Annotated in this window: 23 protein-coding genes, 2 tRNA genes and 1 pseudogene; 12 read left to right on the forward strand and 14 right to left on the reverse strand. The window is 72.9% G+C overall.

Translation table 11 applies throughout. The features are described 5' to 3' along the window. Positions 1-96 precede the first annotated feature (96 nt). Both ACIO5E_RS30855 and ACIO5E_RS30860 read left to right on the forward strand, forming a co-directional pair. A complete protein-coding gene (locus tag ACIO5E_RS30855) occupies positions 97-654 on the forward strand; it encodes a bifunctional DNA primase/polymerase (RefSeq protein ID WP_400674169.1) in 558 nt (185 codons plus the stop codon). Between the two features lie 68 nt (positions 655-722). Then, a tRNA-Lys gene (locus ACIO5E_RS30860) sits at positions 723-796 on the forward strand. 112 nt (positions 797-908) lie between these two features. Here the strand turns inward: ACIO5E_RS30860 and pgi are convergent. Beyond that, entirely contained in the window at positions 909-2570 is a 1662-nt protein-coding gene (gene pgi / locus ACIO5E_RS30865; protein ID WP_400674170.1) for a glucose-6-phosphate isomerase, read from the reverse strand. Positions 2571-2763: 193 nt separating this feature from the next. Then, positions 2764-4347: a Na+/H+ antiporter gene (locus tag ACIO5E_RS30870; RefSeq protein ID WP_400674172.1), complete on the reverse strand. Its 1584-nt coding sequence runs from the start codon at positions 4345-4347 to the stop codon at positions 2764-2766. A 157-nt stretch (positions 4348-4504) separates the two neighbouring features. Between ACIO5E_RS30870 and ACIO5E_RS30875 the strand changes: the two genes are divergently transcribed. The 4 genes from ACIO5E_RS30875 (at position 4505) to ACIO5E_RS30890 (ending at position 7303) form a co-directional block, all read left to right on the forward strand. Next, entirely contained in the window at positions 4505-5413 is a 909-nt protein-coding gene (locus ACIO5E_RS30875; RefSeq protein ID WP_400674175.1) for an NADP-dependent oxidoreductase, read from the forward strand. A gap of 79 nt (positions 5414-5492) precedes the next feature. Beyond that, a tRNA-Lys gene (locus tag ACIO5E_RS30880) sits at positions 5493-5566 on the forward strand. A gap of 130 nt (positions 5567-5696) precedes the next feature. Then, positions 5697-6668 (forward strand): GlxA family transcriptional regulator, encoded by a 972-nt coding sequence (locus tag ACIO5E_RS30885; protein WP_400674177.1) that lies wholly within the window; start codon positions 5697-5699, stop codon positions 6666-6668. Further along, the gene (locus tag ACIO5E_RS30890; RefSeq protein ID WP_400674179.1) at positions 6668-7303 is read left to right on the forward strand and encodes a DJ-1/PfpI family protein; all 636 of its coding nucleotides are present in this window, start codon (positions 6668-6670) and stop codon (positions 7301-7303) included. The genes ACIO5E_RS30885 and ACIO5E_RS30890 overlap by 1 nt, the downstream gene beginning before the upstream one ends. On the opposite strand, the gene ACIO5E_RS30895 is transcribed toward ACIO5E_RS30890, so the two are convergent. Then, positions 7300-8493, reverse strand: a complete 1194-nt coding sequence (locus tag ACIO5E_RS30895; protein WP_400674181.1) for an MFS transporter — start codon at positions 8491-8493, stop codon at positions 7300-7302. The genes ACIO5E_RS30890 and ACIO5E_RS30895 overlap by 4 nt on opposite strands. 87 nt (positions 8494-8580) lie before the next feature. Then, a pseudogene (locus ACIO5E_RS30900) lies at positions 8581-8904 on the reverse strand (chitinase); the annotation flags it as partial. Positions 8905-9100: 196 nt separating this feature from the next. Between ACIO5E_RS30900 and ACIO5E_RS30905 the strand changes: the two are divergent. Next, the gene (locus ACIO5E_RS30905) at positions 9101-12325 is read left to right on the forward strand and encodes a S41 family peptidase (protein ID WP_400674183.1); all 3225 of its coding nucleotides are present in this window, start codon (positions 9101-9103) and stop codon (positions 12323-12325) included. A gap of 89 nt (positions 12326-12414) precedes the next feature. On the opposite strand, the gene ACIO5E_RS30910 is transcribed toward ACIO5E_RS30905, so the two are convergent. Beyond that, complete coding sequence (locus tag ACIO5E_RS30910) at positions 12415-12633, reverse strand: hypothetical protein (RefSeq protein WP_400674184.1); 219 nt, start codon at positions 12631-12633, stop codon at positions 12415-12417. A 172-nt stretch (positions 12634-12805) separates the two neighbouring features. Here ACIO5E_RS30910 and ACIO5E_RS30915 point away from each other — a divergent pair, with 172 nt between their 5' ends. Then, a complete protein-coding gene (locus ACIO5E_RS30915) occupies positions 12806-13615 on the forward strand; it encodes a phosphoribosyl-dephospho-CoA transferase MdcG domain-containing protein (RefSeq protein WP_400674186.1) in 810 nt (269 codons plus the stop codon). A gap of 95 nt (positions 13616-13710) precedes the next feature. Here ACIO5E_RS30915 and ACIO5E_RS30920 read toward each other — a convergent pair whose 3' ends face one another. Continuing rightward, positions 13711-14550 (reverse strand): SDR family oxidoreductase, encoded by an 840-nt coding sequence (locus ACIO5E_RS30920; RefSeq protein WP_400674189.1) that lies wholly within the window; start codon positions 14548-14550, stop codon positions 13711-13713. Positions 14551-14679: 129 nt separating this feature from the next. Between ACIO5E_RS30920 and ACIO5E_RS30925 the strand changes: the two genes are divergently transcribed. Next, positions 14680-15051, forward strand: coding sequence for a winged helix-turn-helix transcriptional regulator (locus tag ACIO5E_RS30925; protein ID WP_400674191.1), 372 nt, complete (start codon positions 14680-14682; stop codon positions 15049-15051). 28 nt (positions 15052-15079) lie between these two features. On the opposite strand, the gene ACIO5E_RS30930 is transcribed toward ACIO5E_RS30925, so the two are convergent. Genes ACIO5E_RS30930 through ACIO5E_RS30945 form a run of 4 tightly spaced genes read right to left on the reverse strand, consistent with a single transcriptional unit; the run spans position 15080 to position 16126 of the window. Next, positions 15080-15424, reverse strand: coding sequence for a hypothetical protein (locus tag ACIO5E_RS30930; RefSeq protein WP_400674193.1), 345 nt, complete (start codon positions 15422-15424; stop codon positions 15080-15082). Next, positions 15421-15633 (reverse strand): hypothetical protein, encoded by a 213-nt coding sequence (locus tag ACIO5E_RS30935; RefSeq protein WP_400674195.1) that lies wholly within the window; start codon positions 15631-15633, stop codon positions 15421-15423. Before ACIO5E_RS30935 ends, ACIO5E_RS30930 begins: the two co-directional genes overlap by 4 nt. Next, the gene (locus ACIO5E_RS30940) at positions 15630-15866 is read right to left on the reverse strand and encodes a hypothetical protein (protein ID WP_400674197.1); all 237 of its coding nucleotides are present in this window, start codon (positions 15864-15866) and stop codon (positions 15630-15632) included. The genes ACIO5E_RS30935 and ACIO5E_RS30940 overlap by 4 nt, the downstream gene beginning before the upstream one ends. Then, entirely contained in the window at positions 15863-16126 is a 264-nt protein-coding gene (locus ACIO5E_RS30945; protein WP_400674199.1) for a hypothetical protein, read from the reverse strand. Before ACIO5E_RS30945 ends, ACIO5E_RS30940 begins: the two co-directional genes overlap by 4 nt. Positions 16127-16236: 110 nt before the next feature. On the opposite strand from ACIO5E_RS30945, the gene ACIO5E_RS30950 reads away from it, so the two are divergent. Continuing rightward, on the forward strand, positions 16237-17064 hold the full coding sequence (locus ACIO5E_RS30950) for a Scr1 family TA system antitoxin-like transcriptional regulator (RefSeq protein WP_400674201.1): 828 nt from the start codon (positions 16237-16239) through the stop codon (positions 17062-17064). Further along, positions 17061-17252 carry a DUF397 domain-containing protein gene (locus tag ACIO5E_RS30955; protein ID WP_400674203.1) on the forward strand — a complete coding sequence of 64 codons (192 nt, stop codon included), beginning with the start codon at positions 17061-17063 and terminating at the stop codon, positions 17250-17252. Before ACIO5E_RS30950 ends, ACIO5E_RS30955 begins: the two co-directional genes overlap by 4 nt. Before the next feature lie 163 nt (positions 17253-17415). On the opposite strand, the gene ACIO5E_RS30960 is transcribed toward ACIO5E_RS30955, so the two are convergent. Further along, complete coding sequence (locus ACIO5E_RS30960) at positions 17416-18354, reverse strand: MerR family transcriptional regulator (protein WP_400674205.1); 939 nt, start codon at positions 18352-18354, stop codon at positions 17416-17418. A gap of 255 nt (positions 18355-18609) precedes the next feature. On the opposite strand from ACIO5E_RS30960, the gene ACIO5E_RS30965 reads away from it, so the two are divergent. Then, positions 18610-19254: a dihydrofolate reductase family protein gene (locus ACIO5E_RS30965; RefSeq protein ID WP_400674208.1), complete on the forward strand. Its 645-nt coding sequence runs from the start codon at positions 18610-18612 to the stop codon at positions 19252-19254. Positions 19255-19320: 66 nt separating this feature from the next. On the opposite strand, the gene ACIO5E_RS30970 is transcribed toward ACIO5E_RS30965, so the two are convergent. The 3 genes from ACIO5E_RS30970 to snpA all read right to left on the reverse strand — a co-directional run bounded on the left by ACIO5E_RS30970 (position 19321) and on the right by snpA (position 23108). Next, on the reverse strand, positions 19321-21396 hold the full coding sequence (locus ACIO5E_RS30970) for a phosphocholine-specific phospholipase C (RefSeq protein ID WP_400674210.1): 2076 nt from the start codon (positions 21394-21396) through the stop codon (positions 19321-19323). A 212-nt stretch (positions 21397-21608) separates the two neighbouring features. Then, positions 21609-22268 carry a pentapeptide repeat-containing protein gene (locus ACIO5E_RS30975; RefSeq protein WP_400674211.1) on the reverse strand — a complete coding sequence of 220 codons (660 nt, stop codon included), beginning with the start codon at positions 22266-22268 and terminating at the stop codon, positions 21609-21611. A 216-nt stretch (positions 22269-22484) separates the two neighbouring features. Then, the gene (snpA, locus tag ACIO5E_RS30980; protein ID WP_400674214.1) at positions 22485-23108 is read right to left on the reverse strand and encodes a snapalysin; all 624 of its coding nucleotides are present in this window, start codon (positions 23106-23108) and stop codon (positions 22485-22487) included. Positions 23109-23311 lie beyond the last annotated feature (203 nt).

Consider the following 23311-nt stretch of genomic DNA (forward strand, 5'->3'; position numbering starts at 1 on the left):
TGCGCGAGCGGGAAGGGTACGCGGTTCCCCGTTGCCGTGTCCGGCAAACGGTGCTTTCCCTCCCGCCGTGCCGGCGGACCGCGCAGGCTGCTGTCCGTGGACATCTGGACGTATCAGTCGGTGGAGTACGTCACCGTCGCCGGGGAGGCCTGGCTCGCCTCCGCCAGCGAGTACCCGCGCAGCATGCGCGCCCTCTGGGAGGCCCGCCCGTGGGCGCCCTCGGTGCTGCCCTGCGGTCGCGCCTTCGACGTGATCAGCATGCCGGCCCTGTTCGGCCGCCGGGTGCTGGACGAGCTGTGGGCCTCCGGGCCCGGCTGCGGGCCGGTCGCCTCCTACCGGGGGCGGACGCTGCTGTTCGTCCGGCCCGGCGCGGCACCCCGGCTGCGCCGGCTGCTGGCCTGGGAGGAGTGGGCCCGGGACGTGCCGCCGCTGCTGTGCCACGGCAGGGGCGACGCGGTGACGGTGCCGCCGGTGCAGCGCATGGTGAACAGCCCGGACTCCCCCGGGCTGGGCTCCGGCCGGTGGATCGTCGCGCCGGAGGACCGGGAGCCGTGGCTGCCGGGCGCCTCGGTGGTGCTGTGGGCGTGCGTGCGGGCGGCCCGGGAGCCGGTCCCGGCGGTGCCGTCCGGTGCGGCGGTCGTGACCGGGGGGTGAACGCCGGACGACCGGTATTCGATTTTGGCGCGGACCGGAGCCGCTGCTAAAGTCTTCTCTGTCAGCAGGCGCCGCTAGCTCAGTTGGTTAGAGCAGCTGACTCTTAATCAGCGGGTCCGGGGTTCGAGTCCCTGGCGGCGCACAGACAGCCGAGAGGCCCCTCGCGGAAGCGAGGGGCCTCTCGGCGTTCTCCGCCGCGTCCGACGGGACGAGAACGCCGGGCCGCCCGCCGGAGCGGACGGCCCGGCCGGGGCTCAGCGGCCGCGCAGCGCGCGGTAGCGGGCGACCAGCTCGGCGGTGGAGCTGTCCAGTTGCCCGGCGCCCTCGCCGGTGAGCAGCACCGGCTCGATCCGCTTGGCGAGCACCTTGCCCAGCTCGACGCCCCACTGGTCGAAGGAGTCGATGTTCCAGATCGCGCCCTGGACGAACACCTTGTGCTCGTACAGCGCGACCAGCTGGCCGAGCACCGAGGGGGTCAGCTCGGCGGCCAGGATGGTGGTGGTCGGGTGGTTGCCCTGGAAGGTCTTGTGCGGGACGAGTTCGGCGGGCACGCCCTCGGCCGCGACCTCCTCCGGGGTCTTGCCGAAGGCCAGCGCCTGGGTCTGGGCGAAGAAGTTGGCCAGCAGCAGGTCGTGCTGGGCGACCAGGCCCGGGAGCAGGTCGGCGACCGGCTCGGCGAAGCCGATGAAGTCGGCCGGGATGACCTTGGTGCCCTGGTGCAGCAGCTGGTAGTAGGCGTGCTGGCCGTTGGTGCCGGGGGTGCCCCAGACCACCGGGCCGGTCTGCCAGTTCACCGGCGAGCCGTCGCGGGTCACCGACTTGCCGTTGGACTCCATGTCCAGCTGCTGCAGGTAGGCGGTGAACTTCGACAGGTAGTGCGAGTAGGGCAGCACGGCGTGCGCCTGGGCGTCGAAGAACGCGCCGTACCAGACCCCGAGCAGGCCGAGCAGCAGCGGGACGTTCTGCTCCGGCGGCGCGGTGCGGAAGTGCTCGTCGACCAGGTGGAAGCCGTCCAGCATCTCGCGGAAGGCGTCCGGGCCGATGGCGATCATCAGCGAGAGGCCGATCGCCGAGTCGTAGGAGTAGCGGCCGCCGACCCAGTCCCAGAACTCGAACATGTTGGCGGTGTCGATGCCGAAGTCCTGCACGCCCTCGGCATTGGTGGACAGCGCGACGAAGTGCTTGGCCACCGCCTCGGTGCCGGCGCCCAGCCCGGTGAGCAGCCAGTCGCGGGCGGAGACCGCGTTGGTGATGGTCTCGATGGTGGTGAAGGTCTTCGAGGCGACGATGAACAGCGTCTCGGCCGGGTCGAGGTCGCGGACCGCCTCGTGCAGGTCGGCGCCGTCCACGTTGGAGACGAAGCGGACGTCGAGGTCGCGCTTGGAGTACGAGCGGAGCACCTCGTAGGCCATCGCGGGGCCGAGGTCGGAGCCGCCGATGCCGATGTTGACGACGGTGCGGATCGGCTTGCCGGTGTGGCCGCGCCACTCGCCGCTGCGGACCCGCTCGGCGAAACCGGCCATCTTGTCGAGGACGGCGTGCACGGCGGGCACCACGTTCTCGCCGTCGACCTCGATCACGGCGCCGCGCGGGGCGCGCAGCGCGGTGTGCAGGACGGCGCGGTGCTCGGTGTTGTTGATCTTCTCGCCGCGGAACATCGCGTCCCGCAGCCGGGCGACGCCGGTGGCCGCGGCGAGTTCGCGCAGCAGCTCCAGCGTCTCGTCGGTGACCAGGTGCTTGGCGTAGTCCACGTGCAGGTCGCCGACCTGGAGGGTGTAGCGGCGGCCGCGCTCCGGGTCGGCGGCGAACAGCTCGCGCAGGTGCGTGTCACCCAGCGCGGCCCGGTGCTTTCCGAGGGCGGCCCACTGCGGGGTGCGGTCGAGCGGGGTGCGGGCGTCGGCGCGGGTCTCCGACATCGGGGGTTCCTCGATTCATCTGGGTGCGGATACCGGCAGGGCCAGGCGGTGCGGGCCAGGCCGCAAGGGTCTCCGTGCGAGGTCGTGCGGGTACTGGTGGTGCGCCGACGTCGTTGACGGCCTGCCCGGGCTCAGCCTATGCAACGGGCGGCGGGGTCGCGCACATTCCGGCCCGCGGCGGCCGGACGCCTCGTCACTTCCGTTCCGATCGCAGGTCCAGCCCGCGCAGCACCTGGTCGACCAGCTCCGGATCGGCGCCGAGCTCGCTGCGGGCGGCGAGCATCTCACGGCGGGAGGCGGCGATCATCTCCTGCTCGACGTCCCGGGCGGCCCGCCACTGGGCGAGGCGCAGCTTCGCCTCGGCGGCCTCCTCCTCGGCGTAGTTCTCCGGGCAGAGCCGGGCCAGCCGGTCGTGCTGACGGTCCCGCAGGCGGTCGGCGACCTCGACGGGCAGCCGGTCCTGCTCCTCCAGTTCGCCGAGCCGCTGGAGCCCCGCCTTGGCGGCCCGCCACCAGAGCTGGCGCACGGCCTGCTCGTGCTTGTCCTGGTCGATGTCCAGTTCGAACCGCTTGGCCAGCCAGGGCAGGGTGAGTCCCTGCACCAGCAGGGTGAACAGCACCACGCTGAAGGCGATGAAGACCAGTCGGCCGCGCTCGGGGAAGTCCGCGCCGGAGTGCAGGGTGAGCGGGATGGCGAGGGCCAGGGCGACGGTGGCCACGCCGCGCATGCCGGACCACCAGAGGATCACGCTCTCCTTCCAGCTGAACGGGGTGTCCTCGTCGTCGCCGCTGCGCAGCCTCTTCGACAGCCAGCCGGCCGGCAGCAGCCAGAGCAGCCGGACCACCACGACCACCCCGATGACCACGGCGGCGTCGCCGAGGAAACCGGTCCAGCCACGGCCGGCCTCCTTGAGCACGGTGGCCAGCTCCAGGCCGATCAGGCCGAAGGCGACGCCGGTGATCAGGATCTCGACGACCTCCCAGAAGGCGTTGCCGACCAGCCGGTAGGAGACGGCGTCGGCGTCGGAGGCCCGCTCGGCGAGGTAGAGCGCGCAGACCACGACGGCGAGCACGCCGGAGCCGTGGATCTCCTCGGCGATGGTGTAGGCGGCGAAGGGCACCAGCAGGTTGAGCGCGACCTGCTGGGTCGGATCGTCCAGGCGCTCGGCGAGCTTGGCGTTCACCCAGCCGAGGGCGACACCGACGACCACGGCGAGCACCGCGGAGAGGACGAAGCGCAGCGCCGCGTGGCCGATCGAGAAGTCGCCGCTGACCACGGCCTCGATGGCCAGTGAGTAGACGACGATCGCGGTGACGTCGTTGAACAGGCCCTCACTCTCCAGGATCGCCACCAGGCGCCGGGGCAGGCCGACGCTGCCGGCCACCGCGACGGCGGCCACCGGGTCGGGCGGGGAGACCAGCGCGCCGACCGCGATCGCGGCGGCGACCGGCAGGGCGGGCAGCAGCCAGTGCACCGCCCCGGCCACCGCGGCCGTGGTGACCACCACCAGGGCGACGGCCAGCAGCAGGATCGAGCGGACGTTGGCCTTGAAGTAGCGCACCGAGGAGCGCCGGGCGACCGCGAAGATCAGCGGCGGCAGGACCAGCGGGAGGATCAGTTCGGGCTCGATCGTGACGTCCGGGATCTGCGGGACGAGCGCCATGACGATGCCGAGCAGGGTCATCAGGACCGGTTGCGGCACTCCGGTCCTGCGCGCGAGCGGCATGGTCACCACGGAGGCGAGCAGCACCAGGAAGAGCAGGGGCAGCTGGCCCACGGAAACGTTCCTCTCGCTGACGGACGGCTGAGCGCCGCCCAGGATAAATCTGACAATGCACCCATCGGTGAAGACGCGCCGAACGGCGACTTGACCTCAAGCGGGCTTCAGGTTCGAGGATCGGGGCAGTCGAACGGTCGAGAGGGCGGGAGCGGACATGAAGGCGGTCACCGTGACGAGGTCCGGCGGTCCGGAGGTCCTGCGGGTCACCGAGGTGCCCGATCCGGAGCCCGGCCCGGGCGAGGTGCGGGTGCGGGTCTTCGCGGCCGGGGTGCAGCCGGTGGACCTCGCGATCCGGGAGGGCTTCCGTCCGCCGGGGCTGGCGGTCGAGCCGCCGTTCGTCCTCGGCAACGAGTTCGCCGGGGTGGTGGACCGGATCGGGCCGGGCGCCGGGGGCCGGCGGATCGGCGACGAGGTGCTGGGCTTCGGGTTCCTGAACGGCCAGGCCGAGTTCGTCACGGTGGACCCCGCCAGGCTGGTGGCCAGGCCCGCCGGGATGCCCTGGGAACAGGCCGGCTCGCTCTCCGCCTCCGGTCAGACCGCGCACCTGGCGCTCACCCTGCTGGGGGTCGGCCCCGGCGACACCGTCCTGGTGCACGGCGCCTCCGGCGGGGTCGGCACGGTCGCGGTCCAGCTCGCCCGGGCCTGGGGCGCCACGGTGATCGGCACCGCGAGCGAGCCCAACCACGACTACCTGCGCGAGCTGGGCGCGATCCCGGTCGCGTACGGCGAGGGGCTGGTCGAGCGGGTCCGTGAGGCGGCCCCGCAAGGCGTGGACGCCGCCTTCGACGCCGCCGGGCGGGGCGCCCTGGAGGCCTCGGTCGAGCTGGTCGCCGACCGGAGCCGGATCGGCACCGTGGTCGACTACGCGGGCGCCGAACGGCTCGGGGTGCGCCCGCTGCGCGGGGAGCGGACGGCCGAACGGCTGGCCGAGCTCGTGAAGCTGTGGGAGGCGGGCGAGCTGCGGCTGGAGGTCGCCGAGGCGCTGCCCCTGGAGCGCGCCGCCGACGCCCACCGGCTGGTCGCGACCGGGCACGTCCGGGGCAAGGTGGTGCTGACCGCCTGAGGCCGCGGCGGGTGCGGCCGCCGTCCGGGCCGATTGTGTGTTTCGGCTGCCGACCAGGTAATGTCTTCCACGTCAGCAGGCGCCGCTAGCTCAGTTGGTTAGAGCAGCTGACTCTTAATCAGCGGGTCCGGGGTTCGAGTCCCTGGCGGCGCACAGACAGCCGGAAGGCCCTTCGCGAGAGCGGAGGGCCTTCCGGCGTTTTGCCGCCCACTCGCCCGCCGGTGGCAGAAAAGGTGGGAAACAGGTCATTGCTGCCACCGCCGGCCGCTGACAGGCTGATCACATGAGCGCACGCAGCGTGGTCGTCGTCCTCTACGAGGGCGTGCAGAGCCTCGACGTGACCGGCCCCCTGGAGGTGTTCGCGGGAGCGGGCACAGCCGCCGGGCGGCCGGGCGCGTACCGGGTGACCACCGCCTCCCCCGGCGGCGGTCCGGTGCGCAGCCACAGCGGACTGCGGCTGGCGCCGGACACGGACCTCGCCGAGGTCGGGCCGGTGCACACCCTGCTGGTCCCCGGCGGGGAGGGCACCCGCGCCCCGGACCGGGCGCTGGTGGCGCGGATCCGGGAGCTGGCCGAGGGGGCCGAACGGGTGGTGTCGGTCTGTACCGGGGCCTTCCTGCTCGCCGAGGCCGGGCTGCTGGCCGGGCGCCGGGCCACCACGCACTGGGCGTACTGCGACGCGCTGGCCCGGCGGTTCCCGGACGTCGAGGTCGACCCCGACCCGATCCACGTCCGGGACGGGCACCTCGCCACCTCCGCCGGGGTCACCGCCGGGATCGACCTGGCGCTGGCCCTGGTCGAGGAGGACCTCGGGCGCGACGCCGCCCTGCTGATCGCCCGTCACCTGGTGGTGTTCCTGCGCCGGCCGGGCAACCAGGCCCAGTTCAGCACCCAGCTGGCCGCCCAGGTGGCGGCCCGGCAGCCGCTGCGCGAGATCCAGCAGTGGATCGCCGAGCACCCGGAGGCCGACCTGTCGGTCGAGGCGCTGGCCCACCGGTCGGCGCTGTCGCCGCGGCACTTCGCCCGCGCCTTCACCGCCGAGGTCGGGGTGACCCCGGGCCGGTACGTGGACGGGGTCCGGCTGGAGGCCGCCCGCCGCCGGCTGGAGGACACCGACGACGGGATCGAGGAGGTCGCCCGCGCCTGCGGCTACGGCACCCCGGAGGCGATGCGGCGCGCCTTCGTCCGAGCCCTGGCCGCCCCACCCGCCGAGTACCGACGCCGCTTCCACCCCCACCCCCTTGGAGGACACTGATGCGTATCGCCGTTCTGCTGTACGACGACTTCACCGCCCTGGACGCGGTCGGCCCCTGCGAGGTGCTGTCCCGCATCCCCGGTGCCGAGGTGGTGTTCACCGCCGCGAAGCCCGGCCCGGTCCGCACCGACATGAAGACCCTGGCACTGACCGCGGACGCCGCTCTGGACGAGGTGGACTCGGCCGACGTGCTGCTCGTCCCCGGCGGGCCGGGGATGGAGGCCCAGCTGACCGACCCGGCCGTGCTGGAGTGGGTGCGCGCGGTGGACGCGACCACCACCTGGACCACCTCGGTCTGCACCGGCTCGCTGGTGCTCGGCGCCGCCGGACTGCTCACCGGCCGGCGGGCCACCTCTCACTGGATCTGCCTGGACGAGCTGGCCCGGTTCGGGGCCGAGCCGACCGGCACCGAGCGGGTCGTGGTCGACGGCAAGTACGCGACCGCGGCCGGGGCCTCGGCCGGGATCGACCTCGCACTGACGCTGACCGGCCTGCTGGCCGGGGACGCGACCGCGGAGGCGATCCAGCTGATCATCGAGTACGACCCGCAGCCGCCGTACTCGGCCGGCTCGATCGCGACGGCCCCGCCCGATCTGGTCGCCGAACTGCGCTCGAAGCGGCTGCTGCTGGGCTAACGGCGTTCGGCCGGGAAGCCGTGGGCGCGGGCGCCGACGGCCACGGCGAGGACGGGGAGCAGCAGGGCGAGGACCGTCCAGGGCAGTGCGCCGGTGCCGAGGTGGCCGAGCACCAGGCCGCCGACCACGCCGCCGCCCGCCATCGCGGCGTTCCAGAGGGTGACCAGCATCGCCTGGGCGGCGTCCGCCCGGGCGCCGCCGGCGTCGCCGACGGCGGTCTGCAGCAGGGTCGGCGCGCCGCCCCAGCCCAGGCCCCAGAGCAGCGCCGCGAGGTAGACCAGCGGCGCGCTGGCGGACCACAGGCCGAGGACGCCCGCCGCCACCGCGACCAGCAGCGCGCCGCCGACGGTCAGCCGGCGCAGCCGACGGTGGATGTGCGCGCCGGTGAACCAGACGCTCACCAGCGAGGCCAGCCCGAACACCAGCAGCACCGCGTCGGTGGCGTCGCCGAGGCCGGCCCGGTCGAGGAAGGGCGCGACGTAGGTGAACAGGAGGGTGTGGGCGAGCACGAAGAGCACCGTCACGGTGAGCACCGGCACCACCCCGGGCACGGTGAGCGCGCGCCGCACCGGCGTCCGTTCGCCGCCCGGCCGGCCGGGCTGCTCGGGCAGCGTCGCCACGATCCAGCCGACCACGCCGACGGCCAGCGCCGTCATCGCCAGGAACGGCACCCACCACACCAGCACCCGGCCGAGGAGGGTGCCGACCGGCACCCCGAGCGACAGCGCCAGCGGCACCCCCGCCATCGCGACCGCCATCGCCCGGCCCTGCTGCTCGGGCGGCACCAGGCGGCGGGCGTACCCGGCCAGCAGCGCCCAGGCCAGGCCGGCCGCGACGCCGGCGAGGAAGCGGGCGGCCAGGGTGAGCAGGTAGTCGGTGGAGACCGCCGTCACCGTGTTGGCGACGGCGAAGCCGGCCATCGCGGTGAGCAGCAGGCGCTTGCGGCCCCAGCCGGCGGTGGCCGCGGTGAGCGGGATCGCGGTGACGGCGGAGCCGATCGCGTAGACGGTGACGGTCTGGCCGGCGGCCGACTCGCTGACGCCGAGGGTCTCGCCCATCCCGGGCAGGACGCCGGCGGGCAGGTTCTCGGTGAGCGCGGTGACGAAGACGGCGGTGGCCAGCGCCAGCAGGGCGGGCAGCGGGAATCGGGGGGCTGTGGTGACGGGAGGCGTCGGGGTTGTGGTCGGCATGGGCTCATGCTCGGACCTCACACCGGTGTCAGGTTCAAGCTCCGACCGGTCCCGGGCCGACGGGCCGTCGGCGCCCCGGGGGCGCGGTCAGCGGTGGAAGTAGCCGTCGAAGTTCCGGGAGAACTCCCGGCCGCCGAACTGGTCCCGATTGACGGACCCGGCCATCAGCCCGCGCAGGTTCGGCTGGGCGCCCGAACGCGGCACGTACGTCCCGCAGTTGGCCAGCTTGGTGAGGCAGTCCAGGGCCTTGTTCACCTCGGCCGGGGCGATGTAGCCGTTGCCGGCGTTGGTGGTGGCCGGCATGCCGATGGCGATCTTGGAGGCGGGCAGCGGCGGGAACATGCCGGCGATGTTGCCCGCCACCGGGAAGCCGTTGAGCAGCAGGTCGGTCATCGCCACGTGGAAGTCGGCGGAGATCGCCGCCTTGTCAGTGCCGTGCCGCATGTTGACCGCGTCGACCGGAAGGAGGTGGGCCGGGTGATCCGTGCATACAGCACGGTGTCAATGATCCAGACCGGTTCGGACGACCGGGGCGGCCCGCCCCAGCCGACGACCCCGGCGGACCGCCCCGGTTGCCGGGTGTGACACCCCGTCGAAGGATGGAGGGGTGACCCCGCCCGGCTACCTCCGCTACCCCCACCTGCACGGCGACCTGCTCGCCTTCACCGCCGAGGACGACGTCTGGATCGCCCCGCTGAACGCCGACGACACCACCGGCCGGGCCTGGCGGGTCGGCTGCGACCGCACCCGGGTCAGCCACCCCCGCTTCTCCCCCGACGGCCGCACCCTCGCCTGGACCAGCTGGCTGAGCCTGACCCCCGAGGTGTGGACCGCCCCCGTCGAGGGCGGCGAGGCCCGACGGCTCAGCCACTGGGGCAGCCAGGACACCCGGGTGCGCGGCTGGCTGCCGGACGGCGAGGTACTGGCCGTCACCTCCTACCACGAGCCGTTCGGCCACTACACCTGGGCGCACGCGCTGCCGCCCGACGGCTCCCCCGGCCGCCGGATGCCCTGGGGCCCGGTCGGCGACGCCCAGATGAGCCGCGAGCGCACCGTGCTGCTCACCGGCGCCGCCCCGCACGAGCCCGCCGCCTGGAAGCGCTACCGCGGCGGCGCCGTCGGCCGGCTCTGGGTGGGCGGCGAGCAGATCCTGGCCGACCACCCCGGCCACCTCTCCTCACCCATGCCGGTCGGCGGGCGGATCGCCTTCCTCTCCGACCACGAGGGCATCGGCAACGTCTACTCCTGCCGCCCCGACGGCACCGACCTGCGCCGGCACACCGACCACGCCTCCTACTACGCCCGCGAGGCCGCCACCGACGGCACCCGGATCGTCTACCAGCACGCCGGCGACCTCTGGCTGCTCGACGGCCTGGAAGCCCCCGCCCCACGCCGGCTGACCGTCCCGCTCGGCGGCGCCCGGGCCGGCCGCCGCCCGTACCAGGTCAGTGCCGCCACCCAGGTCAAGGACCTGGCCTGCGACCAGACCGGCCGGGCCGGGGTCGTCACCGTGCGCGGCAGCCAGTACTGGCTCACCCACAAGGACGGCCCGGCCCGCGCCCTCGCGGACACCCCGGGGGTGCGGACCCGGCTGCCGGTGGTGCTCGGGCACACCGGCGAGGCCGCCTGGATCACCGACGCCGAGGGCGCCGACGCGATCGAGGTGATGCCGCTGCCCGGGCACGAGGGCGATCCCGGGCACGGGGAGGGCGGCAAGCACGGGCACCGGGTGCTCGCCGCCGGCCGGCTCGGCCGCGTCCTGGAACTCACCGCCTCCCCCGACGGCGCCCGCCTGGCCGCCGTCGCCTCGGACGGACGACTGCTGCTCGTCGACGCCGCGGACGGCACCGTCCGCGAACTCGCCGCCTCCGGCTACGGGCCGGTCTCCAGCGCCCGCTTCTCCCCCGACTCGCACTGGATCGCCTGGTCCCAGCCGGCCGCCGGGCGCTCGCTGCGCCGGATCCGGCTCACCCGCACCGAGGCGCCCGGACCGATCACCGACGTCACCGACGGCCGGTTCGAGGACGAGCAGCCGGTGTTCACCCGGGACGGCCGCTACCTGGCCTTCCTGTCCTGGCGCGGCTTCGACCCGGTCCACGACGTGCACACCGGCGACCTCTCCTTCCCGGTCGGCTGCCGCCCGTACCTCGTCCCGCTCACCGCCGACACGCCGTCCCCGTTCGCCGCACCCGCCGAGGACGGCGGCCCGCGCGGCGACGGCGGCGGGGACGGCACCGTCCGGGTCGACCCGCAGGGCATCGGCGAGCGGCTGCTGCAGTTCCCGGTGATCGCCTCCAAGTACTCGGCCACCGACGCGGTGCGCGGCGGCCTGCTCTGGCTGCGCTGGCCGATCTCCGGCACCCTCGGGCAGACCTTCGCCAGCCCGGACGACACCTCGGGCCGCCCCTCGCTGGAGTACTTCGACCTCGCCCGGGGCGCCCGGACCACCCTGGTCGACAGGCTGGACGGCTACGCGGTCTCCGGGGACGGCGGCTCGGTCGCGATCTACTCGGCCGGGACCCTGCGGATCATCCCGGTCGCCGCCCCCGGCGCCGGCACCACGGTGGACCTGCGCCGGATCACCCACACCGTGCACCCGGCCACCGAGTGGCGACAGGCCTACCACGAGGCGGCCCGGATCGTCCGGGACCAGTTCTGGGACGAGCGGATGTCCGGCCTGGACTGGCCCGCCCTGGTCGCCCAGTACGAGCCGTTGCTGGAGCGGATCTGCTCGCCCGACGACTTCGCCGACCTGTTGCGCGAACTGCTCGGCGAGCTCGGCACCTCACACGCCTACGTCACCCCCTCCCGGCGCGCCGAGGGGCCCTCGCTCGCCCAGCAGCCGCTCGGCCTGCTCGGCGCCAACGCGCACCGCTCCCCCGACGGGCGCTGGCTGCTCGACCGGGTGCTGCCCGGCGAGTCCTCGGACCCGCGCGCCCGCGCCCCGCTCGCCGCCCAGGGCGTGCGCGACGGCGACGAACTGCTCGCCGTCGGCGGGCGCCCGGTGGACCCGGTGCGCGGCCCGCTGCCGCTGCTGGCGGGCACCGGCGGCACCACCGTCGAGCTCGCCCTGCGCACCGGCCCGGACGGCCCGGTGCGGCGTATCACCGTCACCCCGCTGACCGACGAGCGGGCCATCCGCTACCAGAACTGGGTCGCCAAACGCCGCGCCCTGGTCCGGGAGTTCAGCGACGGCCGGTGCGGCTACCTGCACATCCCGGACCTCGGCGGCTCCGGCTGGGCGCAGTTCAACCGCGACCTGCGGCGCGAGCTGGACAAGCCCGCGCTGGTCCTGGACGTGCGCGGCAACGCCGGCGGCAACGTCTCCGAGCTGGTGCTGGAGAAGCTCACCCGGCACGTCCTCGCCTGGGACTTCAGCCGGGACCGCCAGCCGGTCCGCTGGCCCCGGCACTCACCGCGCGGCCCGCTGGTGGCGCTCGCCGACGAGGCGACCAGTTCGGACGGCGACGTGGTCATCGCGGCGATCAAGCTGCTGGGCCTCGGCCCGGTGGTCGGCACCCGGACCTGGGGCGGGGTGGTCGGGATGACCGGGCGGCACACCCTCGGCGACGGCACCCAGATCTCGGTGCCCAAGAACGCATCCTGGTTCACCGGCGGGCTCGGCTGGTCGGTGGAGAACCGCGGCGTCGAACCGGACGTGCACGTGCTGCGCTCCCCGCGGGACTGGGCCCGGGGGCGCCACCCCGAGCTGGTCGCCGCCGTCCAGCTGGCCCTGGACCTGCTGGAGGACGTGCCCGCCTCGGTGCCCCCGCCGGAGGACACCCCCCGGCCGGACCTGCGGCGCCCGCCGCTGCCGCCCCGGACGCACTGAGGCCGGGACGGCGACTGCGCGGGACGGTATCGGCGGGCGGGGCGGTAGAGCGGGCAGGGCGGTAGGGCGGGCAGGGTGGACCGGGACGGTCAGCCCCAGGGGTCGCCCTCGGCCGTCATGTTCTCGGCCGCACGCCGGTCGTCCTCCTCCTGAGCGGCGCGCTGCTCCGCCTCGCGGGTCTCCCGGGTCCGCTCGACCTCGGGGCTGTACGCGTCGACGGCCTCGTCGTGGGCGAGGGCGGCACGCTCGGCGGCGTCCTGCCCGGTCGCCTCGTGCGTCTTGTGGCGGAACCTGTCGAAGATGCCCATGACTCCTCCTCGGACGGATACCGGGCTTCCCCCACTCTCACACCGGGTCCGGACGCACGCACCTTGAGCCTTTGGTCCCTGGTGAACGCGCCCAAGGACCGTAGTCGGTCGGCATCGGACGGGCGCAGGGTGGAGCCGTCGGCCGAACTGACGCCACCGTCTGGAGCCCGCTGTGACCGTCGTACATTCCGGAAGCCACGCCCGACGCACCGCCGCCGAGGAGCCCCACGACGGACCGCGCCGGCGGGTCGGCCCGCTGGCCGCGCTGGACGGGCGGCTGCCCGGCGCCCACGACCTGCTGCTGATGCAGTGCCCCAGCTCGCTGCGCCCACTGGCGGGCGGCGAGCTGCCGGACTGGGCGCGAGCGGTGCTGCGGGCGCACCCGTGGGTGACGGTCGGCCGGGCGCCGTCGGTGGTCGGCTCCCCGGTGGACCTGCCGCACCCGCAACGCTGCACCCGGGATCCGGAGGCGGCGCCCGAACTCTGGTTCCCGGTGACCGTGCGCGGCCCGCGCCCCGGGCAGCGGCTGGACGCGCTGGCGCCCTGGTCCGCGGTGGCCCGGACGCTGCGGCCCGAGCAGCTGGCCGAGCGGCGGGAGCGGCTGGACGCCGAGCGGGTCGCCGGGATCCCGGCGCTGGCCCTGCTCCCGGAGGTCGGCCGGGTGGTGGCGGACCACCGGCTCTCCTGGGGCCCGATCGGCGCGGTCGGCTACGAGCTGGGCACCGGGGTGCCGGTGGCCGGGCCGCTGAGCCCGCTGCGGCTGGTGCTGCGCGCCCCGCACCCGATCAGCCGCCGGGACGCGCTGCAACTGCGGCGGGCGCTGAGCAAGCTGCCGGTACCGGTGCAGGCCGAGTTGGAGACCCGCTACGGCGCGGTGCAGCTGGCCGAGTACGCGGCCTCGCCGCACACCCTGACGCTGCTGACGCCCTACGGGCCCCGGGAGGTCCGCGATCCGTGGTTCCCGCGCGGCCCGTTCGTCTGAGCCGTCGCCCCGGCGGTTCCGGTAGCAGCTGCCCGGCGAGTCAGCCGTCGGCAGCGGATCGCCGAGCGCGCCGATCCGGTGGCAGCTGCCCGGCCTCAGCGGAACGCGGCGACGTTGCGGGCGGCCCAGTCGGCGAAGCGGCGCGGAGCGCGGCCGAGGACCCGCTGGACGTCCGGGCTGACGCGCAGCTCGGCCGGGCTCGGGGAGCCGAGGATGTCCAGGGTGTCCTCGGCGAGCTCCGCCGGCATGCTCCGGGCCATGGCGGCCTTGGCCTCCTCACGGGTGAGGTCCTGGAACCGCACCGGCGAGCCCAGCGCGGCCGCGATGGCCTCCGCCTGCCCGCGCGGCGTGATCACCTCCGGGCCGGTCAGCTCGTATACGCCGCCAGTGTGCCGGTCGTCCAGCAGGCAGGCCGCCGCGACCTCGGCGATGTCCGCCGGGTCGACGATCGGCACCCCGACGTCGCCGAAGGGCGCGGCGACGACCCGCTGCGTGCGGATGGACTCGGCCCACCACAGGGCGTTGGAGGCGAAGCCGCCCGGCCGCAGGACGGCCCACTCCAGGCCGGACTCCCGCAGCGCGTCCTCCACCGCGCGCACCGCGATCCGCGTCGGGCCGAAGGGCCTGGTCGCCACGCCCTGCGAAGAGAGCAGGACGACCCGGCGGACCCCACCGGCCGCGGCTCGGCCGATGAGCTCGGCCGGGCCGGCTCCGGCCGCGTGCAGGTCGCCGGACAGCAGCAGGAACAGCGCCTTCGCCCCGGCCAGCGCGGGTTCGAGGCCGCCCGGCTCGGCCAGGTCCGCCACCACGTGGCGGACGCCGTCCGGCACCGCCGCCGCATGCCGTGACACCGCCGTCACCTGGTGGCCCGCCTCGGCCAGCGCCCGCGTCAACGGCCGGCCCACGTTTCCGGTAGCCCCGGTCACCACGATCATGATCAGCTCCTTGTCCAATGGCCTTGCGACCCTTCGGCCTTGAGGCCCTGTGGCCTTGTGGCTCGTGTCCTTGACGCTAGGAGTCCGGCTAACATTCCGTAAGGACATACCTCGGGGTAAGCTCCTCACATGGTGGGAGGCTCGCAGCTCATGCAGACCGAGACGACGAAGCGGTATGACGTGTTTCACACCGACTGCCCCGCGCGCGACATGGTCGACCACGTGACCAGCAGGTGGGGCATCTGGGTGCTGATCTCCCTGCGGAGCAACGACCTCCGGTTCCACGAACTGCGCGACAGCATCCGCGGCATCAGCGAGAAGATGCTCTCCCAGACCCTGCGCTCGCTGGTCCAGGACAACCTGGTCTGGCGGAAGGTCGAGCCGACGACGCCGCCTCAGGTCACCTACGGGCTGACCGAGTTCGGTCGCGACGTCGGTGAACCGCTGGCGGAGCTGTTCGACCGGATCACCCGACGGCTGCCACCGCGCGACGCGGGATAGCGTCGAAGCAGTCGGCCGCCGGAGGCTCTCAATTGGGCCGGTTGGGCGGCCGGGACGCCGCGCGAGGCCGGCGGCGGGGCGCCGGAGCGGGCTGTCGGGCGAGGGCGTACGAGCCGCCCGCCGCCTGCTGGAGTCTGGCCATGGCCTCGGACAGCTCGGCGTGCAGGGCGTCCCGGGCAGCCTCGTCGCAGGCCTGCCGGAGGTGCCATTCCTCGGCGAGCACCCGTTCCACCGCCGCGACCGCTTTGCGCCGCCGGGGGCTGAACCACAGGAGCGGCGGCGAGAATTGGAGGTGTGCGCCCCAGAGCCACAGGCAGGTGACCCGAGCCTGACGCAGCAGGCCGAGGATCGCGCGGCCGATGGTCGACCTCACGGTTCGCCCGTCGGCCGGCAGTAGGGTCTGCGACCGAGGACGACCAGGGGTTCCTCGAACGGCTGGTTCGCCAGGTAGGCCCGTGACCAGGCGACGCCCCACCGGGCGCAGTTCGGGCAGTTCCACGTCCGCCCGACCGCGTTGGCGTCGTCGAGCAGATCGACCGGCGCACCGCAGTCCGGGGCGGGGCAGGCGGGGCGGGTGGTCATCGGCGGCGGTCCCGTCCGATGCGCCGCCGGGTGGCCCGCCGCATGATCGGTTCGGCCACGACGACGCCGAACATGAGGGCGGCGGCGAACGTCACCAGGCACACCAGCGCGGTGGCAGCCCTCGGCGGACCGGGAAGCGCCCAGGTGGCGACCGCCGCCGCACCGCCGCTCAGCGCACCGATGACGCCGACGGCGATCAACACGTCGGCACCGAAGGCCGGTTGGCGGTTCACGCGGCGCCCTCATCGTCGACGCCGAGCCGGCCACGGGACCTGGCGGGGACGATGTGGACGACCAGCATCGGCCCGCCCGGGAGAGGTTGGATGCGGAGGGGGTCGACCGTCCACTCCACACCCCCGCCCACCGGCCGCACATAGGCGAGCCCGCCCCGCGTATCCATGTAGACGACGTTCTTGTCGGTCGTCACGTCCTTGACCAGCTCGCCGACCTGCGGGCGATAGGGCGGCCCAGCGGGGGACTTCTTGCGCGTCACGGCGGCAACTCCGTTCCGTAGTGCGATGACTACCCAGAGCGCCAACTGTCGTCTACGATGCAGATGTCTTCAACCTGTCGGATCTGCTTGGGGAGAGGGAATCGACACCCATGAACAAGGTTGAACTGGACCCCGATTCGTCCCCTGCCGCCAAGTTCGGCTCAGATCTCCGCAGCGCACGAGAGGCAAGGGGGTGGACCCAGGAGGAGCTGGCACATGCCATCGGCTACTCACCGACGCATGTGTCGGCCGTCGAAACTGGCCGCCGCCCCCCAACAGCCCGCCTGGCACGCGAACTTGACAAGGCGTTTGGGTTCGAGAACTTCTTCGTCCGCAAGTCGCGCGATCTCAAGTCGTCGACCATCCTCGAAGGCTTCCCGGAGTACGTCGCGCACGAGTCCAGGGCGGTGGAGCTGAGGCTGTTCGACCTGGGCATCGTGCCAGGGCTGCTCCAGACCATGGACTACGCGCGGGCCATCACAGCGGGCGCGGTCCGGCGAGGGAGCATCACCGAGGGCCAAGCCGAGGAGCGGGTCACCTACCTCGCACGCCGACAGGCGAACCTGCGCCGGGAATCCCCGCCACTGATCCACGCCGTTCTGGACGAGAGCTGCATCCGGCGGCCGGTCGGCGGAGAGACCACCATGGCTGCCCAACTCGATGAGCTTGCAGCCTTCGCCCGGATGCCCAACACCGTTCTCCAGGTGGCTCCGTTCGCCATGGGAGAGGAACGAGCGTTTGATCTTCCGGTGAACATCCTCACCCTCCCGGACCGATCGCTGATGTCCTACGCCGAATCAGCGCATCAAGGGCACCTGGAACGGGACAGCGGCGCAGTACCGCCGATGCTCACGGCCTACTATCAACTGCAGGCCCTGGCACTCTCACAAGCCGAGTCCGTGGCCCTGATCAGCCAGCTAAGAGAGGAACTGCCGTGACCGTCGAGCCTCAGTGGTTCAAGTCTTCGTACAGCAGCAACGGAGGCAACTGCATCGAGGTGGACGACGCTCACCCCGGCACCGTCCGGGACAGCAAGGACCCCGACGGCCCGGCCCTCATCTTCCCGGCCGAGGCCTGGCAGTCCTTCGTCTCCGCCGTCCGAGCCGGCGAGTTCGGCACGATCTGACGCCCGGTCTGAGTACCGGGGTCAGGCGCAGCCGGCGCTGCTCGGAGGGGTAGCCGAGCAGCGCCGACATGACCGCGAGCGTGACGAGTGACGCCCCCGCTTCATGTCCGCAGGCGATCCCTTGGACTCGTTCGGGGCTCCTGGACGGTCTCCACTGCGGTGACTATGCGCCGCGGTCGTTTCGCAGGGCCTGGATGAGCCAGGGGTACACCGGGATCAGGTTCGGCACCACCTGCCAGCCGTTGACGATCCACACCAGCCGCCAGTACCGATCCACCCGGGGATCGTGCGCCTCTTCGAACTGCCGGGCCATCCAGTCCCGGAACTCCGTGTCAGGGGTGCGCGCGAACGCCCCGGCGAAGCGGTGCACGAGGTCGTCGATGACGGGTGCCGCCCGGTCACCGAGCGGGTCGATGCCCGACTCCAGGGCCTCGGCCACCTTCTGACGGGTGAACGCCATCAGTTCCTCGCCGGCCTCGCTCTCGATGTCGAGCGTGCGCCCGGCGGCCTGGTACACGGCCGTCCGGCGGATCCGGGCCCGGAAGTCCTCGTCGCCGATCAGCCCGGCGAGCTCCACCCACGCGGCGACCTGCTCGCTGGACGGATCATCGGGGAGATCGGGAGTGGCAGCGCGAACCATGGCCACCACGGCCGGTTCGGCATCCACTGTGCCGAAGGTGCCCTCCAGGAAATCGTCGATCAACCGTCGGCGTTCCTCGCCGGACAACTGCGTGAGCCTGTGCATGAGCTTGGTCTCCTCGGGACCGGCCCCGCGTCCGGCCACGACTCGCAGGACGCTCCGACGCAGGTGCAGCATCCGGATCTGGACGTCCAGGGCGTCGGCGTGCGCCGCGGCGACTTCCGCCACCGAGAGCTCCCGGTCCAGGACCCGTTGAATCGTGGCCAGGTCCACGCCCAGCTCGCGCAGGGTGCGGAGGAGTTCCAGACGAAGCAGTGCGTCGAGGTCGTAGAGCCGATAACCGGCGGGGCTTCGGGTGGTCGGCGCTACCACCCCCGAATCGGAGTAGAACCGGATGGTCCTCACGGACAAGCCGGTCCGCCGGGAAAGCTCCCCGATCGAATAGAGGGTCGTAACGTCCATGCCCCCCACTCTGCTGTCTCCAGTCGCTGGAGACTCCAGGCTGTTCCCCAGTTGGGCCGTCATCGGGGTCCGCACCGACGGCTCCACGGAACCGGTCGCGCTCAAGGACGGCTGCCCGCGAGTCCGCCGAGCCACGGGCCGACACGCCTTGAAAATAGGTTGTCGGCCGATGTCGATCCGGCCGTGTCCGCTCCGACGTCATGGTGTGCGGCGCCCCGCCGCACGACGACACGACAAGACCTGCCGAGGAAACACGTGGATCAACTGCTCAGAGTCATGAACTTCAACGTCTCGCGTGACGGAATCGGTGCCGGTGAGCACCAGAGTCTCGAAGAGCCGTTCGGCCTCCACCGTCCCGAGCGGCTGTTCGCCTGGGCCGGAGCCACGGCGAGCTGGCCCATGCGCACGGATCCCGGGGGGAGCCGGGGGCTCGACGACTACTTCACCCGGGACTTCGCACGCAACATCGGTGCCGAGATCATGGGCCGCAACAAGTTCGGACCCCAGCGCGGGCCCTGGCAGGACCACGAGTGGCGCGGCTGGTGGGGCGACGAGCCCCCGTTCCGCACTCCGGTGTTCGTCATGACCCACCACGCACGTCCGTCGTTCACGCTCTCCGACACCACGTTCCACTTCGTCGACGGCGACCCGGCCACGGTCCTCGAACGGGCCCGGGAAGCGGCGGAGGGCAAGGACGTCCGGCTCGGCGGCGGGGTCACCACCATCCGGCAGTTCCTCGATGCCGACCTCGTCGACACCATGCACGTGGCGGTCGCACCGGTGGACCTCGGGTCCGGACTGCGGCTCTGGGAGTCCCCCGACGAGCTGCTCGACCGGTTCCACCTGGAGGTCGTGCCCAGCCCGAGCGGCGTCACGCACCACCTGTTCTGGCGAAGGTGACACGAGGCCCCACTGCCCGGCGAGGCGGGCAGTGGGGCCTCCGTATCCACGCGGCGAGCGCGGCCGTCAGCCGGTGACGCTGGGCGCACCCGTCTCCAGGTGGCCGGTGAAGCGCTGGGACCAGCTGCTGTCGACGTCCACCGTCACGGTGAAGTCGTACCAGCCGTTGGTGTACGCCACCGCGTTGAAGAAGTCGCTGACGCTGCCGCCGGCCGGGACCTGGTACGTCCAGGGGCCGTCCGTGCGGTAGTTGTTCGACGCGATGGTGAAGGTCATCGGCGTGCTGCCGGAGTTGGCCAGCTTGAAGTAGACCGTCGGCTTGCCGGTGCCCGGCTCGACCGCGTACGAGGCCGTGACGGCGGCGTTCTTGCCCGCCTTGGTCGCGTCCCCCTTGAAGCGGCGCAGGAAGCGGTTGGGGCCGACCACCGTGAGGTCGTACGGGCCACCGCCGAAGTTGGTGCCGCAGTTGAAGAAGTCGCTGGTGTTGCCGCCCGGGTCGACGGTGTACTGCCAGGGGCCGCCGCTGCGGTAGGCGTTGGCGTAGGCGGCGAAGTGCGCGGACTTCGCCGCCGCAGCGCCCCCGTTGTCCATCGTGATCCAGACCTTCATCACCCCGCCCGAACCGAACTCCAGGTGGTCCAGGTTGGCGTTCGGCTGGTACGGCAGCGCGCGGGCCGGGCGGGTGCCGGACTCCTGCAGCGGCAGCTGGTTGTTGACCGGCGCCGGGTTGGGCAGCGGACCGCACGCCGACAGGCCGATGGTCTGCGAGGTGTCGGGCAGCGCGGGCAGCCCGTACACCGGGTTGGCGAAGTCGAACACGCTGGTCAGGTCGCCGCAGACGCGCCGACGCCAGTCACTGATGTTCACGCACTGCGCGGGCGTGCCGAGGGCGGCCGTCCAGCTCTCCAGGAAGCGCAGCACGGAGGTGTGGTCGAAGGTCTCGGAGTTGACCCAGCCGCCTCGGGTCCAGGGCGAGACGGCTATGAGCGGGACGCGGAAGCCGAGGCCGATGTTGGTGCCGTTGTAGAACTCGCCCGGGGTGCCGGCCGGGGCGGCCGGCGGCGGGACGTGGTCGAAGAAGCCGTCGTTCTCGTCGTAGTTGATGAACAGGACGGACGAGTTGAAGACGTTCGGGTCCGCGTTGAGCGCGTCGATCACCATGTGGACGAAGTGCGCGCCGTCGGCCGGGGTGGCGTAGGGGTGCTCGGAGGAGGCCTGGTCGGGGACGATCCAGGAGACCTGCGGGAGGGTGCCGGCCAGCACGTCGGCCTTGATCGCGGCGGCGATGTCGTCCGGGGTCTTCCCGGTGACCTTGGGCACCGAGCCCATGCCCTTGACGGCCAGCGGGCTGCCGGCCGGTGCGCCGGAGAACTGGTTGAAGTAGGCCAAGGCGTTGTCGCCGTAGTTGTCGGCGGCGTTCTGGTAGACCTTCCAGCTCACGCCGGCGTTCTCCAGCGCCTCGGCGTAGGTCTGCCAGCGCAGGCCCTTCTCGTCGCCGCCGTCGTAGGCCGGTCCGCCCGCGCTGCCGGCCGGGTCGATCTGGCCGGACCAGTGATAGGTGCGGTTGGGGCCGGTCGCGCTGAGCACCGAGCAGTGGTAGGCGTCGCAGATGGTCCAGTTCTCGGCCAGCGCGTAGTGGAACGGGATGTCCTGGCGGGTGAGGAAGCCGAGCGTGCGGACGTTGCCCTTGGCAGCGACCCAGGAGTCCATCTTGCCGCCGTTCCAGGCCTTGTGCTGATCGCTCCAACCGTGGGAGAGATCACCGTTGCACTGGGCGAGGCGCTCGGGGTCGGCGCCGCCGGCCGGCTTGGTCTGGCTGAACTGCCACGGGTACTGGCGGGAGAACAGGCCGTTGGGCTGGTTGAAGACGCTGTAGCCGCCGGCGATCTGGATCGCGCTGCGGTCGGCGAAGCCGCGTACGCCGCTCAGCGTGCCGAAGTAGTGGTCGAAGCTGCGGTTCTCCTGCATCAGGATCACCACGTGCTGCGCGTCGGTGATGGTGCCGGTCTGCCGGAGCGTGGTGGTGGAGGCCACCGCGGGCGCGCCCGGAGCGGCCCCCGCGGCACCGGAGCCGGCCACGGCGAGACCCGCCGCGGCGGCACCCGACAGCGTGACGAACTTCCTACGACTCAGCTCGGCCATCAGCCCAACCCGTCCCTTCAGTCGCGATGTTGTGTACACAAGTGGGGGCTCATCGATCGCGGAGAAGTCTCCACCTCGGGTGAGTGGGCCACCAGATGCGTGCACCAGGATTGGCGGACTGTTCGTCGGAGGGTCACCGGCGTTCGTCCGGGCGTCACCGAGCGACGCCCGGACGAACGGGGGGCTGAACCGTTGCGGAGGGACCGAGGTGGTCAGCGATCCGACACGGTGATCCCCAGCGCGTGGGCGAACTGCGGTGCCAGCTCCAGCAGCTGGGTGGAGCTGATGACCGCCCCGCGCAGCCCCAGGTGGCCGTCCGCCAGGCCGAGCCGGGCGGCCCCGCGCAGATCGGTCTTGCTCAGGGTGGCGCCGCGCAGCCGGACCTCCTCCAGCGTCGAACCGGGGAAGGAGACCTCGGTCAGCTTCGCGTCGCCGAAGTCCACGTCGCGCAGCAGGCAGTCCTCGAAGACCACGTCCCGCAGGACCGCGGCCCGCAGGTTGACCGCCTCCAGCTTGCAGCCGCGGAACACCACCCGGCGCAGCGCCGAACCGTGCGCGGCCACCCCGGCCAGCACCCCGCCCAGGAAGGCGCTGTCCTGCCACTCGGAGTCGCTCAGGTCGCAGGCCACCCAGCGGCCGGCCTGCACCCAGACCTCGTTGAAGCGGGCCTGGCGCAGCTTGACCCCGCTGAGCGCGACCCCGGTGAAGGCGCACTCCAGGAAGGCCGCCCCGGCCGCCGACTCGTCGGTGTACTCGCCGCCGTCGAAGTGCGCGGTGTCGTACCGGTCGTCGCTGCGCAGCCGCCCGCTGTGCGGGCGCAGCAGCTCCGCGTACGGCAGGTCGGTGAGCTGGTCGGGGACGGAACGCGGCATGGCGGTGGCACCTCACGGTCGGAACGGGCCGGTCTCGCCCGCATGCTCGCACGCGGCACCGACAACCGGCCGCAGGGCGACCCGCCGGACGGCGACGCACGGGCGCCCCGGCCCGGCCGCTGCGGACGGCGGCCAGGCCGGGGGGACCCGCACGATCGGCCGCGCGGGATCAGCCTCGCAGGAGGATCCGCCACGCAGGATCGGCCCCGAGCAGGATCAGCCCCGCGCCCAGAGGGAGTTGACCCGGCTGCGCTCGGTGCTGTTCGGGTACGGGTTGGTGCAGGAGGTGCCGGGGCCGCCGCCGGACATCAGCTCGCTGCACGGGCCGGAGTAGTGGTCCGGCAGGCCGAGCACATGCCCGGTCTCGTGCGCGGTCACCCGCACCGAGTTGTACTGCCGGTTCTGCTGGTAGTCGAGGAAGACGTAGCCGCGCCCGTGGCCGTCGGTGCTGGCGTACGAACCGCGGCTGTCGTTGCCCTCGTAGTACGCGAAGTCGCCGCCCGAGCCGGACCGCAGCTGGACGTTGCTGACCGAGCTGTTCCAGATCTGCGCGGCCTGGGATATCTGGCTGCGGAAGGTCGGCGCCGAACTGGCGTCGTAGGTGACGACGACGGTGGCCAGGTTCGGGTTGGCCGCCTGCTTGGCCTTCGCCGAGGCCATCACGGCCTGGAAGAACGCCTGGTTGTTCGCGGCCTCGGCAGCCGAACCGGCGTACGTCGAGGCGGTGTAGCCCTGAACGGCCGGCGCGGGGGTGGCGGCGGCCGCGGCGGTGGTGGGCAGCACGGCGAGGCCGGCCGCGAGGGCGAGACCGAGGGCGGCGGACAGCACGGATCGCTTCATGTGGGGGCTCCGATTCCTGTGGTGCCGTGGCCGGTTGGGGGCCGGCCCGGGGGGACACCTGGTCAACGGGTGATGTCCCCAGAGCTTCGGGCAGCCCGGCGGGCGCGCGGATGATGTCAACCCGCGATAGCCTCGATCAATACCCCTTCCGATAAAGGGGTTTGAGATCTCTTTAGCCGGCCTTGACTCGTGCGTGCCCCTGG

The sequence above is a fragment of the Kitasatospora sp. NPDC087314 genome (assembly GCF_044744365.1).
Classification (GTDB): Bacteria; Actinomycetota; Actinomycetes; order Streptomycetales; family Streptomycetaceae; genus Kitasatospora.

Excerpts from the sequence above, each read along its gene's own strand:
- snpA (WP_400674214.1), bottom strand. The coding sequence starts at position 23,108 with ATGAAGCGATCCGTGCTGTCCGCCGCCCTCGGTCTCGCCCTCGCGGCC.
- ACIO5E_RS30970 (WP_400674210.1), bottom strand. The coding sequence starts at position 21,396 with ATGGCCGAGCTGAGTCGTAGGAAGTTCGTCACGCTGTCGGGTGCCGCC.
- ACIO5E_RS30960 (WP_400674205.1), bottom strand. The coding sequence starts at position 18,354 with ATGGACGTTACGACCCTCTATTCGATCGGGGAGCTTTCCCGGCGGACC.
- ACIO5E_RS30910 (WP_400674184.1), bottom strand. The coding sequence starts at position 12,633 with ATGGGCATCTTCGACAGGTTCCGCCACAAGACGCACGAGGCGACCGGG.
- pgi (WP_400674170.1), bottom strand. The coding sequence starts at position 2,570 with ATGTCGGAGACCCGCGCCGACGCCCGCACCCCGCTCGACCGCACCCCG.
- ACIO5E_RS30925 (WP_400674191.1), top strand. The coding sequence starts at position 14,680 with ATGGTGGGAGGCTCGCAGCTCATGCAGACCGAGACGACGAAGCGGTAT.
- ACIO5E_RS30885 (WP_400674177.1), top strand. The coding sequence starts at position 5,697 with ATGAGCGCACGCAGCGTGGTCGTCGTCCTCTACGAGGGCGTGCAGAGC.
- ACIO5E_RS30935 (WP_400674195.1), bottom strand. The coding sequence starts at position 15,633 with ATGACCACCCGCCCCGCCTGCCCCGCCCCGGACTGCGGTGCGCCGGTC.
- ACIO5E_RS30890 (WP_400674179.1), top strand. The coding sequence starts at position 6,668 with ATGCGTATCGCCGTTCTGCTGTACGACGACTTCACCGCCCTGGACGCG.
- ACIO5E_RS30875 (WP_400674175.1), top strand. The coding sequence starts at position 4,505 with ATGAAGGCGGTCACCGTGACGAGGTCCGGCGGTCCGGAGGTCCTGCGG.
- ACIO5E_RS30950 (WP_400674201.1), top strand. The coding sequence starts at position 16,237 with ATGAACAAGGTTGAACTGGACCCCGATTCGTCCCCTGCCGCCAAGTTC.
- ACIO5E_RS30895 (WP_400674181.1), bottom strand. The coding sequence starts at position 8,493 with ATGCCGACCACAACCCCGACGCCTCCCGTCACCACAGCCCCCCGATTC.
- ACIO5E_RS30975 (WP_400674211.1), bottom strand. The coding sequence starts at position 22,268 with ATGCCGCGTTCCGTCCCCGACCAGCTCACCGACCTGCCGTACGCGGAG.
- ACIO5E_RS30920 (WP_400674189.1), bottom strand. The coding sequence starts at position 14,550 with ATGATCGTGGTGACCGGGGCTACCGGAAACGTGGGCCGGCCGTTGACG.